Genomic DNA, 17,265 nt, shown 5'->3' on the forward strand with positions numbered 1-17,265 from the left:
TCAGGCGTCCTTGAACCGGATGGCATGTTTGACGACCGTCCGCAGCCCGCGCTCGGCCGCGGAGACGGGCAGCCGCTCAAGGACATAGCGAGGGGAAGCACAGGTGTCCGCCCCGAACCCCTCCTTGAAATGGGCCAGCGAGGAGCCCGGGGAGGACTCGCCCATGTCGTAGCTGCCGCAGCCGGCCAGACACGCTTCCTCGATCGCCAGCCGGTTGAGCAGGGACGTGGCCCGGACAGGATGGGCCAGCTCACGGTCCATGGCCGCGCGCCAGAACTTGGCGTGACGGCCGTAGCGCAGCACGACAATCGCCGCGGCGGGCCGGCCGGCGTACCAGGCGACCCAGATCGAACACGCTTCGCCGAACCCGGCGGCCGCGGCTGCGAGCCGCCGGCCGGGGAAGGCTCTCCTCCTGCGCCATCGGGCCAGCGTGAGCGGCTCGTGCTGCTGCGCGGCCCAGCGCTCGATCGACTTCTCGTACAGCTCGTGGAAGACCGGAACCAGCCGGCCTGCACGGTCGACCTCGACCTCGACATCCGACTTCTCGGCCCGGCGGACGTCGCGCCTGACTCGCGTGTGGAACCGCGACTCCCACACGGTGCCGAAACCGCCGTCGAGACGCACCACCTGCGTCATGTGGGGCTCCGGCCGGAAGTCAGCCGGGGCGGCCTTCTCCCACACCTCCGTGTCCCCCGGCCGAAACCGCACGCCGACCCGGAGCGCGTGGCGCCCGGCCAGGTCGTCGAAGAGCACCCGCGCCTTCGCCAGGCCGACGCCCCCGGGGGCCAACGGCCCTCCGATGCCCCACTCGGCCGGCCAGGACTCCTCCGCGCCCAGCCACTGCGGGCACCGTCGCCTTCTGACCAGCGGGAGCACGATCCGGCTGCCGTCCTCGAACTCGTACAGCCGACTGGCCTCCTGGTACGGCCCCGTGGCACACAGGCAGTCCAGCCAGGTCGGGGTCTGGGTGACGTGCGTGTCCACGTCCCGCGCCGCGAGTTCCCACCAGACCTCGCGCGGTGCGGGAGTGGTGACGCGCGCGGGACCCGCGGCGCTGTCGATGAGGAGTTCAGCGGGTGCGTTCACAGGCTTCTCCTGCAGGGGCGCGGGTACCGCAAGCACGCCTTGCGGGCGAAGACCCGCGCCTGTCCACCCATTGATTTTAGTTGCGCCGAAAAGACCGGGCATCTCGGGCACTTCAGGGCATCCCGCCCGACCCCACCTCGCTGAGCACCGGCACGATGTTGTCGGCGACCCAACGCTGGCTGCGCCCGTAGCGGGCCGATTTCGCCACGTTCCCGGCGACGTGCCACAGCCAGGTCAGCAACGTGAACGTGGTCTCCCCCTCGGGGTCGGAGGCCGTAGCTCCCGCCTCGGCCAGTACGCGCCGGTCCTCCGGCAGGAGGGAAGCGCGGCGCACCACATCGGCGACGACCTGCCCGAACTGACGTCCTTCGAGCTGATGCCGCATGGTCAGCACGAAGGTGTACTGGTCGAGGACCGCCGGACCGTCCGGGAGGGCCCCGGCCCAGTCGATCACCCCGCACAGCTCCCCGCTCCGCCGGGTCACCAGCACGTTTCCGGGGTGGAAGTCGCCGTGTGTCCACGCCACCAGCAACTTGCGCCCGGCCAACCCACGCACCAGACGGTCGCGCAGCACCGTCATGGCTTCCGCACCCTGGCCTCGGCGGCACCAACGGACCTCTTCGGCGAGGACGGTCAGTCGTGGCTCGACCCAGTCCCCCACCCGGGAGGTGACCTCCTCCCTCCGTCCGGTGGCCCGGTGCAGTTCGCGGATCGCGTCGAGCCCGGACAGGGTGACCGACCGGGCCAGCCGGGGTGAGCGCTGCAGCAGCGTGTCGCCCTCGACGCCGGGCAGCCAGCTCTCCACCACCAGCGGCAGGGGTCCCTCCAGCCGGCACTCCTCCACCACGGGCAGCAGTCGCCGCCATGTTCCGAGGCTTTCCTCGTGGGCCAGTCGCCGTACGGCCTCGCATTCGCCGGCCAGCGACACGGCCGCTCGTGAGCTGCGGGGGTGCTTGACCAGGACGGGCGCCTGCGCCGCGCCGTCGAGACGGAACACCAGGAGATCGGAGAGCGTCCTTCGCGGCCCGCGCGGATGTCCGTAGGCCGCGCCGTCCGCACGGAGGGACTCCGCCAGCCGACGGGCAATGATGAGGTCTACGGGACGGGTCAGCAGACCGGCGGACTGGATCGGCAGAAACCCGCGCAGCTCCGCTGCAAGACCCATCCGGCTCTCCTCTCAGCCAGACAGTCCGTGAACATCGTGTATGTCCATTGTCATCGCATTCGCGACGCCGAGCCAGTCGTCCTGCCGGCCGCCGCCCACCACCCCACGACACGCGCGGTCGCCCCGCGGTTGCGCGCGCCCGGGGCGGGCGCATTTACGCTGTATACGGACGCGTGGCCTCCTGGTCACGGGCGAGGAGACACACATGGCACGCGACTCTGAAACAGGGCAGGCACGCCGCGCGAGCGACCGCGGTCGCTACGGCCGGCTGAGCCGGGAGCGCGTGCTGGCCAGCGCGCTGGCGCTGGTGGACCGTGAGGGCCTGTCGGCGCTGAGCATGCGACGGCTGGGCGCCGAACTCGGCGTGGAGGCGATGGCCCTCTACCGGTACGCGGATGGCAAGGACGGTCTGCTGGACGGTCTGGTGGAGGCCCTCTACCTGGAGCTGCAGGAGCGGCTGGCCGCCGGGACCGAGGCGGTCGACTGGCGGGCCGGCCTCCATCGCGTCGCCCGGGCGACGTACGACGTCTGCCTCGCCCATCCCCAGGTGGTCCCCCTGCTGACCACGCGCATGCTGGCCGTCCCGCTCGCCCGGCGGCCGCTGGCCGTGCTGAAGGACCACGAGCGGGTGCTCAGGCTGCTCAAGGAGGCCGGGCTGGACGAGGCCCGTACGGCCAACGCCTTCCGCGCCTTCACCGCCTGGCTGCTCGGCTACGTCTCCGTGGAGCTGCGGCCGGTGATCGACAACCCGGACGAACCCGATCCCGCCTTCCGTCTGGGGCTGCATCGCATGTCGCCCCAAGAACTCCCCGGCCTGCGGGATGCCGCGCCCACCCTCATCGAGCCGGGTGGAGCGGAGGGGCTGGCGGCGGGGCTGGACGCCCTGCTCGACCGTTTCGCCGGGGCCGCCTGAGCAGGGCAGGGCAGTCTCACAATGGAAACCAAGTGGATATTTTCGGGCGATTAACGCCCACGCTGTGAGTAGTCGCACCCACCGGCGCCGCCTCCGGCTCCCCCGAGCGCGAACCGAACAGCAGAGCACCACTCTGGCGACTAGGAGCTGTTGGAACAGGGCTCTGATCAGCCTCTTCACAGAAGTCCTTCCGCCAGGCAGAAGCCGTCTTGCCGAGCCGACACAAGTCTCACGACCCTGATTCCAACCACGGCACGCGGGGCGACGAAGCCCCGCCGACAGGGACGGGAACCCCATGCCTCACACGACCGCCTTCGCCAGGAACCAGTGGTACAGCTAGCGCACCTTTCTGACCTGCGCTTGTGTGGGGGCGATGAGGCTGTGACCTGCTAGGACGGGTTGCAGAGGCGATCGGAGGCAGTCAGAGGAAAACACTCTGATTCGACCCCGGTTCGACCTGGACCGCTCAGAGGCAGTCAGAGGCAACGACCTCTGAAACTGGCCTCTGAGGGACCCGAGTTGACCGGTGCGGATCACGGTGGGCGACTCCGACGGTGCTCTGTGTCGACCTCGGTCGAGCTGCGATGGGGACGCCTGCCTCCGCTCGGGGCCGGGCATGAGAAGGCCTCCAGGATGGCCGTCCTGGGGACCTTGCCGGCACCGATGGAGGTCGGACCCGGACACCACCCGTGGTTTTAGCGGGCCTGGGTGGCGTCCACGTCTTTGCGAGACGACCCCACCGTGCCCAACAGCACCCACCAAACACTCCCCCAACAACACCTCACCCAGCCTCGCGGCCCCCTGGGCCGTTCCCACTTGCCGTCGGCTGCCGCCGATCTGATCCTCCTCGGCGACCTCACCGGCCGCTACGCGAGCGGCAGTTACAGCAGGCTCGCCTCCGACGGCCGGTCTGTGGCCCTGCGCGCCGAGCGCCAGGGCGCGGCCGAGCACGGGCACCGGATCACCGCGGCCATCGCCTGCCACGTGGCCCGCGCCGGGGGCACCATGGAGCAGCTGACCCGCCTGCTGCTGTACCCCGAGCACGAGGGCGGGCGGCACGCCCAGCACATCGCGCTGCGTTCCGGGCAGTCCCGCGCTCTGGACTACATCCGCCGGGTATGGGCCAGCGCCACAGAAGCGGTCAGCACCACCATGGTGCTGGACTCCCGGCACCACGCGTACGAGGCTCTCGCCACGCTGCGAGACCGCATCGAGACCACGCCCTGGCGCGGGGAGCGGGCACGGACCGCGCTACGGGTGCTGCGAGCGCACCTGAACTTCGCCGAGGCCGCGGGCGGTCCCCTGCATCACGCCAGCGAGCGGCAGACCGCGGAGGAAGCCGGGATCTCCCGCACGACACTGCGGGCCGTCTACGACACCGTCCTCAAACCGCACGGCTGGCTGCGCCGACTGCGGGTGGGCCATGGCCGGGAGGGCTCGACCTGGTACCTGGGTGACGGCAGCGGCTCTGCTCAGTTTTCTCGTTTCCGCACCACTCAGTACCCCCCCGACCCGGCACTTGAGGAGTGGACCACCCCTGAGACGGCCACGACGGCCGACATCGACTCCACCATCCTCGGCCAGCTGATGGGCCACGACGCCTTCACCCACCACGGACTCGGCAGCGCCGCACTCATGCTCATCAGCGCTCTCCACCAACGCCCCAACCAGACGGTCAGCGAGCTCATCGGCACCTCCTCGGTCTCCCGCGCCACCACCTACCGGACCCTGCAACGCCTCACCGCCCACGGCCTCGTGCACCACACCGGGGAGACCTGGGGCCTCGCACCCCGGGCCCTGGAGGGCACCGGCAACAGCTATCCCGAGGCCGATACCGGCTCGGCCACAGCACCGGCACAGGGCTGGGACGAAGTCGCCGAGCACCACGGCGCGACGGGCGTTGCGGCCCGGCGTAAGGCCCGGCACGCGGCCGAGCGCGCGGCATATCGGGAGACCTTGGACCGGCTTGCGGAGCACCGAAGCAAGGCCTTGGTGATCATCCGCGACGGCCGCCAGGTCCTGGTCCCGACGCCACGCCCGGACGAGATCTCCTCCGCCTGGCACGCCCCCGGCGGATGCCTGCGCGACCCGGCCACCGGTCGCGCCGATCCCGACTGGCGCATCGCCACCGACGGCCGACTGATCCTCATCACCCACTCCGACCAGCGCACCTACGACGAGCTGACCGCCGCCCATGCCGAAGCCCTCAGCGAATGGAACTCCGCCGCATGAATCAACAACCACCTGCAGGTGCCGAGAGCCAAGAGGCCACCGCTCAGGCTCTGCGCGAGCAGTACGAGTCCGGGACCACGGTCGCCGAACTCGTCGCCACCAGTGGCCTGTCCTACGGCACGGTGATCAACCGACTGCACGCAGCGGGGACCGTGATGCGCACCTCATGGCAGACCCGCAGGATGCGCGACGGGTCAGCCCGCCGCAGTCTGGCTGCCCATCTGCGCCGCCTGTACGAGCACGAAGGCGCGACACTCACGGAGCTGGCCGCCGCGGGGTCCGTGACCCGGCGTGCCGCACGGCGGCTGCTGATCGAGGCCGGGGGCACGCCCCGGACCACCCAGCAGACACTTCGCATCCGCTCCGCAGCCACTACCGCACGGCGTATGAAGCTCGCGGAGTCACTGCGGGCGCGGTACGAGGCCGGCGCCACGGTGCCGGACCTCGCCGCGGAGTGCAGCTACTCCGTCGGCACCGTCTACCGGCTCCTGCACCAGGCGGGCACCCGCATGCGGCCCAAGCACCACCACGGCCCGGCCCGCACCCCAAGGAAGAGGCCATGAGCGCGCCTGCACGTGTACCTGGTCGGGCTCGGCAGATCAAGGGATCGATGGCGCACCGGCCAGTGCCTAGTGCTGAAGCACGGGGCCCTCCTCGTCCGCACTCAGCCGCCTCCGACATCGGCCCACTCGCCGACACGCGCACGTCAACGCACCTTCCCAGATTCAGGAGATCAAGCACACGTGAGTGAGAACACCCGTACCAAGACCCTGGCCGCAGCCACGGCCAGCGCCTGGGACGCCTTCGTCATCGTGGTCGGCATGCTCAAGGGCGGCACCGGCAAGACCACCTCCGCCTGGTTCATCGCCCTCTACTACGCCGTCGTCCTCGACCTGCCGACGCTGCTGCTGGACGCGGACGCGACCAGTCAGTCCGCTTACGACTGGTTCAAGGTCGCCCAGGCCGCCGGCTTCGAAATCCCGGCCAACCTGGTCGTCGAGCGGTACCCGTTCGACGACATCGCCGAGTACATCCGCGCCAAGGGTGCCGAGTTCGGCGCGATCGTGGTCGACGCCGGCGGCGGCAGCGCCCGCATCTTCCACGAGGCCGTCACCGAGGCGAACCTGCTGCTCGTACCGGTCGCCCCCACCAAGATCGAACGACGCAAGCTCGTCGCCACCTTCGACGAGGCCGAACGCGCCGCCGCCCGCAACGAGCAGGGCGTCACCGCCCACGTGGTCATGGTCAAGGCCGACGACCGCACCAGCCTGCCCAACCGGGCCAAGGACCAGCTCCTGGAGCCCGCCGAGGGCGAGGGCATCGGCCCGGACCGCGACGAACCCTTCCCGCTCGCCGAGACCACCATCCACTCCTGGGTCCACTACATGGAGGCCTTCGGCGAGATCCCCACCGAACTGAGCGAGTACGCCAACCTGATGAAGGAGCTGACCCAGGCATGAGCGAGAAGAACGAAAGGCCGAAGCCTCCCACCCGCCGCACCGGCGGGCGTGCCCTGGGCGCGGCCAAGAAGACGACCCCGCCGCCCCCTCCCCCGGCCGCCGAACTCACACCCGAGCAGTACGCAGCCGAACAGGCCGCCACCGACGGCGAAGAGGGCCTCCATGCCCGCGAGCCGCAGGCACAGCCCGCTCCATCTCCTTCTCCCGTTCCCTCCGAGGTATCGGCGCGGGGCCAGGCTGAGGCGGCGCCCGAAGTGGCACAGACCTCCGCCCAGCCGACCATTGAAGTCACACCGAGCGGCCCTGGGCCGAAGCCAGCCACCAGTCAGCCGGTGCGCCCAGCCGTCGTCGCTCCCAAGGCGGGGACGCCGTCCGCTGGGACGCCGGTGGAACGGCAGGTGACGCCTGTGACCCCAGCTCCCGAGCTTGTAACACCGGCGGTCCAGGCCACGCAGCCGGCCGAGCCTGTTGCCCAGCACAGCCCGTCCGCGGCTCCTGGCGCAGCCGCGGGCGCCGAAGTGGCGCTTCGCCTTGCAGCTCATACGACGCCTGGCGGCAACGGGTTCCCAGTGAGGACCGATGTTCCACAGGCTCACCAGGAACAGAACGTGCAAACCCAGGCAGCGCCCAGCGAAGGAACTCCGTGGGCTCAGGGTCCCGGCCGTCCTAAGGGAATTCCCGAAACCGCCGTCGTTCTCAACCAGCGCATCATCACGCGCGAGAGTCTCGACTCATCGATCCCCGCTGCCCTGAAGCTGAAGAAGCGGATCAAGCGCTTCGCGCTGGACAACGAACTCGACCACCTGCCCATCGGCGACATCGTCTCGGTCGCGCTGGACGAGTGGCTCACTGCCCGCGGGTTCTGAGCCCGATTGCAGTGCGCGAGAGGCGGCCGCCCCAACACCAGGGTGCGGCCGCCCCACGTACCGACTATTCCAATAGCCCAGTAGGCGGATAGCTATCCGCCTAGCCGGACCGACCGGAGGAGCTCTCGTGCCCGATCACTCCCCCTACGCTCGCCGACTGCGTGAAATTGCCGACGCGCTCGACGCCGAGTTCCAGCAAGCCGACGACGCTCTGAGGCCGCACCCCGACACCCTCAACGTCATCAAGGACCGGCACACCAAACGAGGGCAGCTGAACCATGCCGTCCCCGAAGTTCTTCAGCTCCAGCGCCGGATCCGCCGCTGCAACGCCGACACCGATATCCCTCACGGTGACATCGTCGCTCTCGCCCTTGACGCCTGGCTTCGTGCGAAGGGCTACCCGCCAGACCTGAAGCCACTGGGCACAGAAGTCTCTTAACCAGACGTCTCACAACGGAAGACGCTGGGGTACCGGGCTTTACGGCAAGCCCGGGAAGTTAGGCCGCCGGGTCTGGTGTCAAGAGGTTCGGTGAAGTCCGGGTAGGCGAACGGGGCTCCGCGTAGGACGGAAGTCGACCAAGACACCGTTCTGCAGGAGCCCCGTTGCATGTTCAGTCTGGCATGCCCGCCGTCGGCCGAAGTGCCGTTGCTGCCGGGCATCTTGGAGAGCTCACACAGGTCATCACGCCGCAGTTGGTGGACGAGGTACTCGCCACGACCCGACGGGTTCAAAAGCGGGTGCGCAAGCTGCCTTCGCGGGTGGTGGTGTACTTCGTACTGGCCATGACCCTCTTCCCCAGCTGCGGCTATGCAGGGGTATGGGCGTCGATGACCGCAGGGCTGCGGTTACGGGCCGTCCGGCCGTCGGCCGCTGCGCTACGAGCGGCCCGCCGCCGGGTGGGAGTGGAGCCGTTGGCCGCGCTGTTCGCCCGGCTGCGAGGCTCAGTGGCCACCACGGCGACAGCTGGCGCGTTCTGGCAGGGGCTGCGGCTGGTGGCCTGGGACGCCACCACCATGGAGACCGCAGACACCGCCGCCAACGTGGCCGTTTTCAAACGGCACCGCTCCGGCCACGGCCCGGCCGGCTATCCGCAGGTGCACCTGTCGGCGCTGGTGGAATGCGGTACCCGCGCCCTGATCGACGCGGTCTTCGGCCCCCGCACGGGTGGCGAGGCCGGGCAGGCACGCCGTCTGCTGCCCAGCCTCAGGTCGGGGATGCTGCTGCTGGCCGACCGCGGGTATGACAGTTACGCATTGATGAGGGAGGTCGCCGACACCGGCGCTCACCTGCTGTTCCGCTCCAAGACACGGCACCCGGTGCCCGTCTTGCAGGTCTTGCCGGACGGCTCGGGCATCTGTTTCCTGCCGCTGCCCGCCCACTCCGTCCGTTACCACCACTGGGTCCGCAGCGGCGGCACCCCACCGCAGGTCCACGGCCTGCTCGCCCGGGTCATCGAGGTGACCATCACCGTCACCACCGGCGACGGAGACACCCGCGCCTCCACGATGCGGTTGCTGACCACCCTGCTCGACGCCCACCGCTACCCGGCCGCCGACCTCGCCCGGCTCTATCACCAGCGCTGGGAGGCCGAGACGGCATTCTTCGCGCTCAAGGCCACGCTCCGCGGACCCAGCCAGGTCCTGCGCTCCCACCATCCCACTGGGGTCAACCAGGAGATCTACGCCTACCTGATTACCTACCAGGCCCTACGGATCACCGCGAGCCGGGCTGCCGACACCGCCGGCCTCGATCCCGACCGGCTGTCCTTCACCGTCGCCCTGCGCACCCTCCGCCACAGCGTGATCAGCGCGGTCAGCCACACAGACAGCATCACCGCAGCCCTGCTCGACCCCCGCCACCTCCACCCCGCACGGCGGCGCAACAGGACCAGCCCCCGGACCGTCAAACGCACTCTGTCGCCCTACGCCTACAACAAGCCCAAGGGCGGAGCCAGTTGGGCAAAGCTCCGCATCACCACCAGCTTCACCATCACGCCAAGGACCAGCTTGACGAACGGCACCAGACCCTAACTTCCCGGGCTTGGGCTTTACGGTGATACACACACCGAAGGCGGCACGCGCGCTGACGGCTCGGCGGCGTCCAAGATGCGTCCATCAGTTCACACTTGGCAGCCGAGGGCGGGCACCATCGTCAAGGTGACCACACCACCCGCCCACTGGGATCCGATCTCACAACGCCTGTGGCAAGCAGTACGCAACGGCGGTCCCCTCGATCTCACTGCTGCTTCACCCGACGGCACAACGCAAGACCCGAGTTCCATGAGCCAGGAAGTCCCTGCCGAGGTCATTGCCGCTCTCCTACTGCAGCCCCCTGCGCCGGAGCCTGGAGCGGTGCCGCGGCTGCAGCTGATAGGTGCGCACATCACCGGACGCCTTCAGCTGCACTACGCCGCGGTCGAGATCCCCTTCTCCCTGCTCGATTGTCGTTTCGACGAGCCGGTGGAACTCGCCGACGCCTCCCTGCGTGCGGCGGACTTCACCGGCTGCCGCATACCTCGGCTGAGCGCCGACCGACTGCGCGTGGACGGCGATCTGACGCTCGACCAGCTGGTCAGTGGCGAGGTGGACCTGTTCGGCGCACAGATCAGGGGCGATCTGTGGCTCACTTCCGCCCGCATCACAGGCAACGGATCCGGCTTTGCCGTGAACGGGCCTCAGCTCCGCGTCGAAGGTGGCTTGTACGCGCACTCCACTCACGTGAAGGGCGGACTGAACCTGTGGGGCGCCCAGGCCTTCACCATTGAACTCACCCAGGCCCGCCTGTCCGGGGAGGAAGAACGTCCGGCGTTCCGTGGCGACGGCCTGCACCTCGTTCAAGACCTCCGCTGTACCGACCTGTTGGTGGACGGCGGCGGCATCCGCCTGTTCGGCGCAACGATTGGCGGCCAATGCTGGCTTGCCCGTGCCGACATACGCAGTACCACTGGGTGGGCCGTCAGCGCACCTACGCTCACCGTCGGTGGTGGTATCTACGCTGACGGCCTGAAGGTCGAGGGGGGTGTCAATCTGTTCGCTGCCGTCGTCGGCGAATCGATAGAACTCACCGCCAGCACGCTCCTCCCCTACCACCAGTACGCGCTTCGAGCTCCTGGAGCCCGAGTGGAAGCAAACATCAAGCTGGACAATGCGACACGCGTCGCAGGAACCATCGACCTGACCCGCGCTGAGGTCAAGGGCACCTTTTCACTCATCGGGACAACGTTCGCGGAGGAAGCAACCGTCGCCCTGCACCACGCCGCCCTCGGAGCGCTCCATCTGGAGTCCCTCACTGCGCCACCCGCCACCATCGACCTGAGCGCTGCCACCATCGTTTCCATCACCGATGCCGCCGACTCCTGGCCCGCACAGATCGCGCTCACCGCACTCACTTATCAAACCCTCCTCCCGGTGATGCCGGCCGCTCACCGTCTGCCCTGGCTGCAGCGCGACACTGACTACCAACCACAGCCCTACGAACAGTTGGCCGCCTACTACCGTCGACTCGGCCATGACGACGACGCGCGGACAGTACTCTTGGCCCGGCATCGACAACGGCGGCGCAGCCTGCCAAGGCCTGCCCGACTCTGGGGCTACATCGAAGACGCCACCGTCGGATACGGCTACAGACCGGGGCGCGCGTTCATATGGCTGCTGGCACTTGTCGCTACTGCTGCCATCGCCTTCTCGGCAGCACCACCACGGCCCGCCCAATCCCACGGACCGTCCTTCCAACCGATCGTCTTGGGCCTTCACCCGGAATCTTGGACACGGGCTATGCGGCTTGGGCCAGGGTAGTTGATGTTGTGTCGAGTGCTGTCTCGTAGGCGATGGGACTGCGTTGTCCGAGGCGGGAGTGTCGGCGTCGGGTGTTGTAGCGGTTGAGCCAGCGGAACGCGTCGAGACGGGCCTCGTGTTCGCTGGACCAGCGCTTCCGGCCCTGAAGCGTCTCGCGTTTGAACGTCGCGTTGAAGGACTCGGCGAGCGCGTTGTCCGCCGAACTGCCGATCGCGCTCATGGACTGGCGGACGCCGGCCTGGCGGCAGGCGTCGGCGAAGGCCCGGCTGGTGTACTGGGCCCCGTGGTCGGTATGCATGACCGTCCCGGCGAGGCTGCCGCGGGTCCGTTCGGCGGCGGACAGGGCGTCGGTGACGAGGTCGGTGCGCATGTGGTCCGCGATCGCCCAGCCGGCCAGGCGGCGTGAGGCGAGGTCGATGACGGTGGCCAAATACAGGAACTTCCCGCCGTCCAGCGGGAGATAAGTGATGTCGCCGACGTACTTCGTGTTCGGCTCGGTGGCGGTGAAGTCGCGGCCGATGAGGTCCGGGGCCTTCGCCGCGGCCGGGTCCGCCACCGTGGTGCGGTGTCTGCGGCGCAAGCGCACGCCCGCCAGCCCGGCGCCCCGCATCACCCGCGCGATCCGCTTGTGGTTGACGCGCTCGCCCGCCTCGCGGAGCTCGGCGGTGATCCTGGGGACGCCGTAGGTGCCGTCCGACTCGCGGTGCACGGCCCGTATCCGGGAGGCGAGGCGGGCGTCGGCCGCCTGCCGGGCGGCCCGGTCCGCGGCCGTCCGACGCCAGTAGTAGAAGCTGGAGCGGGCGATGCCCAGGATGGCGCACAGCCGCTTCACGCCGTAACGGCGCTGATGGTCGGCGACGAACTGGAAGCGGTTCACCAGCGCGTCTCCCCGGCGAAATACTTTGCTGCCTTCCGCAGGATCTCGCGCTCTTCCTCCAGCTCACGGACCTTCTTCCGCAGAGCGGCGTTCTCCGCCTCCAACGGCGCCGGCGGCTCGGTCGGCACCTCCGCCCGGCGTCCACGCGGCCGGCTCGCGCCGGCTGCCCGCACCCAGTTCCGAAGGGTCTCGGGGTTGATCCCCAGGTCGGCGGCGACCTGCCTGATCGTCGCCTCGGGCCGCGACTGGTACAGCGCGACCGCGTCCGCCTTGAACTGCGGCGGATAGTTCTTCATGACCACGAGATGTCCGTTCGCAGATCCTCAGGATCCAGTGTCTCGTGTGTCCAGGATCAAGGGTCAAGGCCCCTTCTCCCTCGACCTGATCCTGCCCGTTCTCGACCTGGGTCAGGAAAAGGCGTTCACCCCTGTCGACAGCACTGCCTGGATCGCCTGGATCAGCTCCCTCTCAGGCTGGCTACTCGGCACCACCGTGATCACCAGCCTGACCCGTCGCCTCACCCGCTCCTAAGCGCTCGCAAAACGTGCGTGCCCGAGCATGCACCTGCCTTGCGACCACCTGGAGAGTTGGGTCTGCTGCACGATCGGGTGACAAACCTGTCACCCAAACCTGCATCAGACCCGCTGTTCGGGATCACTTCCCGCTACCGCTAGGAAAGAGTTCACGCCCGGTTCTATGGCGAGCGCCAGGCGGGTGGGCTGGCAACGTAGATTGGGGAGAGCGGGCTGCCGCACTATCTGAACGCCCTCTCCGCTGGCGTGCAGCGCTCCAGGGTCTCTGCAGCCAATGCAGGCACGTGCATGCGAAGAAGTTCCAGTGGCGCCAACGCCCTTACCCGTAGCAGCGGATCAGCATAGGGTCGCCACAATCACACAGTGATTCCTAATGCGGTCTGCGCTTTCACAATGGGCCCTAGCGGGCGCCTACTCCAGGCCTTGATGCCGTCGCTCTGCCTCTTGGTCCTCCCGTCGGGCGTCAGCTTCGTACGACTCCGCAAGCCCCTTGAGCAACTTCCTGGTTCGCGGCCACGCGCGTGCGCGCTCGGCCTGCTCCCGGAAGGACCGGGCCAGCCCCGACTCTTGAACTCCGCCATCCAGGAGTCCCCGAGTGGTCACACCTCGTTTGTTGTAGATTCCAATACTGAGACCTCGTTCGAGATCGCTGCTATTGATTTCTTCAAGTAGGTCTCGGACGGCTTCCGGAATCGGCAAGCCATCCTGGCCTCGCGGGGCGAAAGCAAGTACCTGGCCGATCTGCACGTCACCCACCCTGGCACGATCCCTGGCAGCCAGTTCTGCCCGGGCCGCCGTGACCCACCTGCGCAATGCAACCGGCTCGAGGGCCCCGTCGGCCGTAAGTCCTGGACATGTACGCAAAGTGTGAAGGGCTCTGTAAGCATGGTTCGCGATATTGCGTCTGTTCTCCTGCTCAACGGCATCGGCCGTATCTTCCTCGGAAGGGGTGCTGGGACGGAAGGACCAGGTCACCAAATCCACGAACGCCTCAGGGTCCTCAACCAACGTCTTGTGGAGAATTGGAGCCTCAGCGTCGAACCCGAGCGCGGGCAAAAGTTGCCACTCCAGACTGAGAATGCGTTGACGCCCGACCTGCTCATGGTGCCGGGCCAGTAGCGCAAATAGATCCTGGAAACGTGTACTGAGTCGCCCGAGCTCAGGATCGCTCAACCTACCTGCGATGAGGGCTTCAAGCCCGGTGACGACGACCTCGGCGGCCTCTGCACTGTTCCCTTTCCTGTCGTACAGGAGGATCAGGTCCAGCGCCGCTGCAGGACGGCCGGCACCCAACAGCGAGCGGGCCGCATCCAACGCTCGCGGGAAGTCGGAGCCGAGCCCGAAGTAGGAGAATTCACGCCAGTAGTGTCCTGCTACCTCCGGACCGAGTTCAGCGAGCTTCGACCACGCGGTGACTGGATCCGGGGCGAGCCGCAGGACGGTTGCCTGAGTCTGCGGAACCTCTGTGAGGGAAAGAAGCCTGTCGCGGAGATCGTCCCCCTGTGCCCACATGCGCCGCCGCAGGTACGCAGCTGCGACCTCCTTGGCTGGTGAGGCGTCCTCCTCAAGCCAGGACAGCAGCTCTTGGTCATGGTCCGCGGAGTGTTCTGCGAGAGCAATGCCCACCAGGTCGGCAAACTCGCTTGCGGAAGCCAGCTCGACGAGAGCCTCCAGCCCTCCGTTCGCGACTGTCTCCCCGACCGCGGCGGCCCGCCGGGCGAGGAGTTCCGCGTCGTAGGCAGCGAAGTTGTCACGGCGCCTGATGTCGCCAAGCGTGATCCAGCCGGACTGCAACAACCATGCGTACCGCTGCACCGTATTCCGAGGCTCCAGCGCTGCGCACACCTCTTGGAGGGGGCGAAGCTCGTCAGCGGGAAGGGCCCACGCGGTGTCCGCGTACTCCTGGTGCCGGGCGACCTGATCGCGCAGTGCGCGGTGGAGAACCGCACGCTGATCGTCATCTTCCAGGTCGCCGGCCAGCTTGGTCAGCCGTCGCGCGACCTCAGCGCGGTGTTGGGGAGGGAGAACATCGATTTTGCCGATCAGGTCACCATACAGCTCGGGGGCGGCATTGAGTTCGTCAAGGAGCAGGTCGACTACGGCGGTGGTAACAGTCCATCGATCATGCGGGGTGACGACGGTGTCCCTTTTCCAGTCGCGGAAACGCGGACCCGGATGGGTCATCTGCGTCGCGTGGCTGTCAGGAATGAGCTGGAGTAGCAACTTGCGGCCAAGTGCCGGCTGCCTCCGCACCAGGCGTCGGATCACTCTGATCCGTTCCTCGGCGTGGACCGTCGTGTTGGGAGCCCACACGCTGAGAATCCCCACCAGACTCGCGAGGGGACGATTCGAGAGCCGGCCGCCCGGGTCCACGACAGCCAGCGCGGTAAGTACGTCGACCGCGTCATCGAGGTGCTCCGGAGACCATGCCAGGATCTCCAAGGACCACATAAACCTTGTATGAGGAGAGCTGGATCCAAGCCCCATGTTGTCAGGCTGGTTGTCGGTGAACATGGCAACGTGAAGAGGCCTGGTGCCACTGAGGCCCTCATACATCGCCTCTATGAACTCCTCCGGAGCGGCCTCAGCCAACAAGGTGAGCACATCGCCCAGGGAACGCCACAGGCTATACGCGTCATCAGCGTTCGCCTGCTTCAGCAGATCACGAACCAGCAGCCGTGCCCATCGATCCCCCGTGACACCTCCGGGGCCCCGTACATCCGCGCCCAGGGCGCCCAGGAGGGCGAGCGACTGTGCGAGCCCTGCGCGAAGGGTGTGTGAGAAGCACCGTCTCACACCCATCACCCCGGCCCTCCACCGCTCGCCAGGGTCTAGGTCGAGGGTCGGGTCCGTTTCAGTCAGTACCTCCAAGACTGCCGTTCGGAAGAATTGGAGATCGTCGCTGGTGAGGGATGTACCGAGCAAGGCCCAGGCGTCTTCGGCAGCGAGCACGTGCCAGATCCCTTCCTGATGGCCGAGGAAAGGAATGTCGGACCCAGCGGCGAGCTCCCGGGCCCGCTCCTGCAACGCTTCGTATTCAAGTCCCGAGCACTGTCCAACCACACGGCGGTCTTCCCGATTGTCCCCATTCCAGGAATTCAGCAAAAGCAGCCGCCGGCGGACCACATCGAGCGTCGACGCCCGTTCCGGTGTGAGTGGCTCCGGGTGGTGAGCCAGGGCTCGCCGAAGCGCGAGCAGGCTGCGGCGACCGAGCGCGCCAAGTCGGGCCGCACGCTCGCTCGGCATGCCGTCGGAGAGCAGCAGGGACTCGAGGACCTGACTGTGGAGCCTGGGCACGTTCACGTCGCACGGACCGCCGGGCATCGCCGCCCACACGAGCTGGTGAGGATGCTGCTGTGGAATGTCCCGCGCGAGCGCCAGGTCCGCGAGGACCAAGATCAAGGGCTGGAGCTGCGTGACCAGTTGCTCGATACCGTGCTTGTCGGAAACGAACAGGACTCGCGCCCCCACCTGAGTAGCCCCCAGGACGCCTTCCTGTTCTAGGGCAGCAGCAACAAAGGCGCAGACTTCGTCGGGGCGCAGATCTCCGCCTAGCTTGATCACCGACCGCCCGGTGGCAAGTAGGGCACTGAAGTCGGCGGCTTCCTTCTCTCTTCCTGCCAGCACCACCGCCCGGTCCAATGGGATGCGCGTCGATCGGAGCCACATGTCAGTCCACCACGAGTCCAGCGACCGCACGCCTGGTTGCGCCTTTCCCAGTCGGGCAGCAAGCCATGCCGTGGTGGCTGGCGCTTGTTCCAGCCAGAGGTCGATCCCGTCGAGGTTGTACCCGCGTACCTCCCGCCACCGACCGTCCTCGGTGTGGCGCGCGGCCCAGGTTCGAGCATCTCTCCACGTGTCGAGGACGACTTCCACGTAGGTGACGTCTTGGGTCGCGAGCTCCTTCGGGCCTTTGGTCCTCTTCTCGTAGTCATCCTCGGCCTTGCTGTTGCCGCCGCCAACAGACAACTCCCACACCGAGGTTCCCTCAGGCACGAACGCCGACGGTCCCGACGCTGTGACGATGCCGTCGAAACCTCCGACCGCGGTGCCGGAGCCTCCCGGCATGTCCAAGGAACCCAACCCACTTGCGGTCTCGGCTATCAAGCGCCTGATCAGCAGCGGGAGGACGGTATCGAAGCCCGCGTCACCACGCGCCTTGCGAAGATCATCACGATCAATTGGCGGCCATGCAGTCATGCCCCGACGGTACTGCCGCCCACTGACACTCCTTTCGGATGCAACTCCGCCGACGCCATCACCGTCCGCCTCGTCCTCCTCCACAGAGCGGGGTCCGCGCTGGATGAGCCCACTCGCCTTCACCGACGCGTGAAGGCA

At 67.9% G+C, this 17,265-nt stretch carries 13 protein-coding genes; 9 read left to right on the forward strand and 4 right to left on the reverse strand.

The window, feature by feature from the left end:
• Complete coding sequence (locus RKD20_RS07080; protein WP_424876938.1) at positions 1-1,086, reverse strand: GNAT family N-acetyltransferase; 1,086 nt, start codon at positions 1,084-1,086, stop codon at positions 1-3.
• Positions 1,087-1,198: 112 nt separating this feature from the next.
• Positions 1,199-2,251, reverse strand: a complete 1,053-nt coding sequence (locus RKD20_RS07085) for a phosphotransferase family protein (protein WP_424876939.1) — start codon at positions 2,249-2,251, stop codon at positions 1,199-1,201.
• Positions 2,252-2,456: 205 nt separating this feature from the next.
• Between RKD20_RS07085 and RKD20_RS07090 the strand changes: the two genes are divergently transcribed.
• The 8 genes from RKD20_RS07090 (at position 2,457) to RKD20_RS07125 (ending at position 11,517) form a co-directional block, all read left to right on the forward strand.
• On the forward strand, positions 2,457-3,164 hold the full coding sequence (locus RKD20_RS07090) for a TetR/AcrR family transcriptional regulator (RefSeq protein ID WP_424876940.1): 708 nt from the start codon (positions 2,457-2,459) through the stop codon (positions 3,162-3,164).
• 816 nt (positions 3,165-3,980) lie between these two features.
• Positions 3,981-5,396, forward strand: a complete 1,416-nt coding sequence (locus tag RKD20_RS07095) for a helix-turn-helix domain-containing protein (RefSeq protein WP_424876941.1) — start codon at positions 3,981-3,983, stop codon at positions 5,394-5,396.
• Positions 5,393-5,959: a helix-turn-helix domain-containing protein gene (locus tag RKD20_RS07100; RefSeq protein ID WP_424876942.1), complete on the forward strand. Its 567-nt coding sequence runs from the start codon at positions 5,393-5,395 to the stop codon at positions 5,957-5,959. The genes RKD20_RS07095 and RKD20_RS07100 overlap by 4 nt, the downstream gene beginning before the upstream one ends.
• A gap of 180 nt (positions 5,960-6,139) precedes the next feature.
• Positions 6,140-6,856, forward strand: a complete 717-nt coding sequence (locus tag RKD20_RS07105) for a ParA family protein (protein ID WP_424876943.1) — start codon at positions 6,140-6,142, stop codon at positions 6,854-6,856.
• Entirely contained in the window at positions 6,853-7,722 is an 870-nt protein-coding gene (locus RKD20_RS07110; protein WP_424876944.1) for a hypothetical protein, read from the forward strand. The genes RKD20_RS07105 and RKD20_RS07110 overlap by 4 nt, the downstream gene beginning before the upstream one ends.
• A gap of 127 nt (positions 7,723-7,849) precedes the next feature.
• On the forward strand, positions 7,850-8,161 hold the full coding sequence (locus RKD20_RS07115; RefSeq protein ID WP_424876945.1) for a hypothetical protein: 312 nt from the start codon (positions 7,850-7,852) through the stop codon (positions 8,159-8,161).
• A gap of 164 nt (positions 8,162-8,325) precedes the next feature.
• Positions 8,326-9,753 carry an IS4 family transposase gene (locus RKD20_RS07120; protein ID WP_424876946.1) on the forward strand — a complete coding sequence of 476 codons (1,428 nt, stop codon included), beginning with the start codon at positions 8,326-8,328 and terminating at the stop codon, positions 9,751-9,753.
• A 126-nt stretch (positions 9,754-9,879) separates the two neighbouring features.
• Positions 9,880-11,517, forward strand: coding sequence for a hypothetical protein (locus tag RKD20_RS07125; protein ID WP_424876947.1), 1,638 nt, complete (start codon positions 9,880-9,882; stop codon positions 11,515-11,517).
• On the opposite strand, the gene RKD20_RS07130 is transcribed toward RKD20_RS07125, so the two are convergent.
• A protein-coding gene (locus RKD20_RS07130) for an IS3 family transposase (RefSeq protein WP_424876948.1) occupies positions 11,495-12,696 on the reverse strand; the annotation gives its coding sequence in 2 pieces (ribosomal slippage) (positions 11,495-12,405 and positions 12,405-12,696; 1,203 coding nt in all). The two genes, RKD20_RS07125 and RKD20_RS07130, sit on opposite strands and share 23 nt — an antisense overlap.
• A gap of 40 nt (positions 12,697-12,736) precedes the next feature.
• Here RKD20_RS07130 and RKD20_RS07135 point away from each other — a divergent pair.
• A complete protein-coding gene (locus tag RKD20_RS07135; protein WP_424876949.1) occupies positions 12,737-12,925 on the forward strand; it encodes a hypothetical protein in 189 nt (62 codons plus the stop codon).
• A 413-nt stretch (positions 12,926-13,338) separates the two neighbouring features.
• On the opposite strand, the gene RKD20_RS07140 is transcribed toward RKD20_RS07135, so the two are convergent.
• On the reverse strand, positions 13,339-17,127 hold the full coding sequence (locus RKD20_RS07140) for a hypothetical protein (protein ID WP_424876950.1): 3,789 nt from the start codon (positions 17,125-17,127) through the stop codon (positions 13,339-13,341).
• Positions 17,128-17,265 lie beyond the last annotated feature (138 nt).

It is taken from the genome of Streptomyces sp. SLBN-8D4 (assembly GCF_049739545.1).
Lineage (GTDB): Bacteria > Actinomycetota > Actinomycetes > Streptomycetales > Streptomycetaceae > Streptomyces > Streptomyces canus_C.

Excerpts from the sequence above, each read along its gene's own strand:
- RKD20_RS07090 (WP_424876940.1), top strand. The coding sequence starts at position 2,457 with ATGGCACGCGACTCTGAAACAGGGCAGGCACGCCGCGCGAGCGACCGC.
- RKD20_RS07110 (WP_424876944.1), top strand. The coding sequence starts at position 6,853 with ATGAGCGAGAAGAACGAAAGGCCGAAGCCTCCCACCCGCCGCACCGGC.
- RKD20_RS07085 (WP_424876939.1), bottom strand. The coding sequence starts at position 2,251 with ATGGGTCTTGCAGCGGAGCTGCGCGGGTTTCTGCCGATCCAGTCCGCC.
- RKD20_RS07100 (WP_424876942.1), top strand. The coding sequence starts at position 5,393 with ATGAATCAACAACCACCTGCAGGTGCCGAGAGCCAAGAGGCCACCGCT.
- RKD20_RS07140 (WP_424876950.1), bottom strand. The coding sequence starts at position 17,127 with ATGACTGCATGGCCGCCAATTGATCGTGATGATCTTCGCAAGGCGCGT.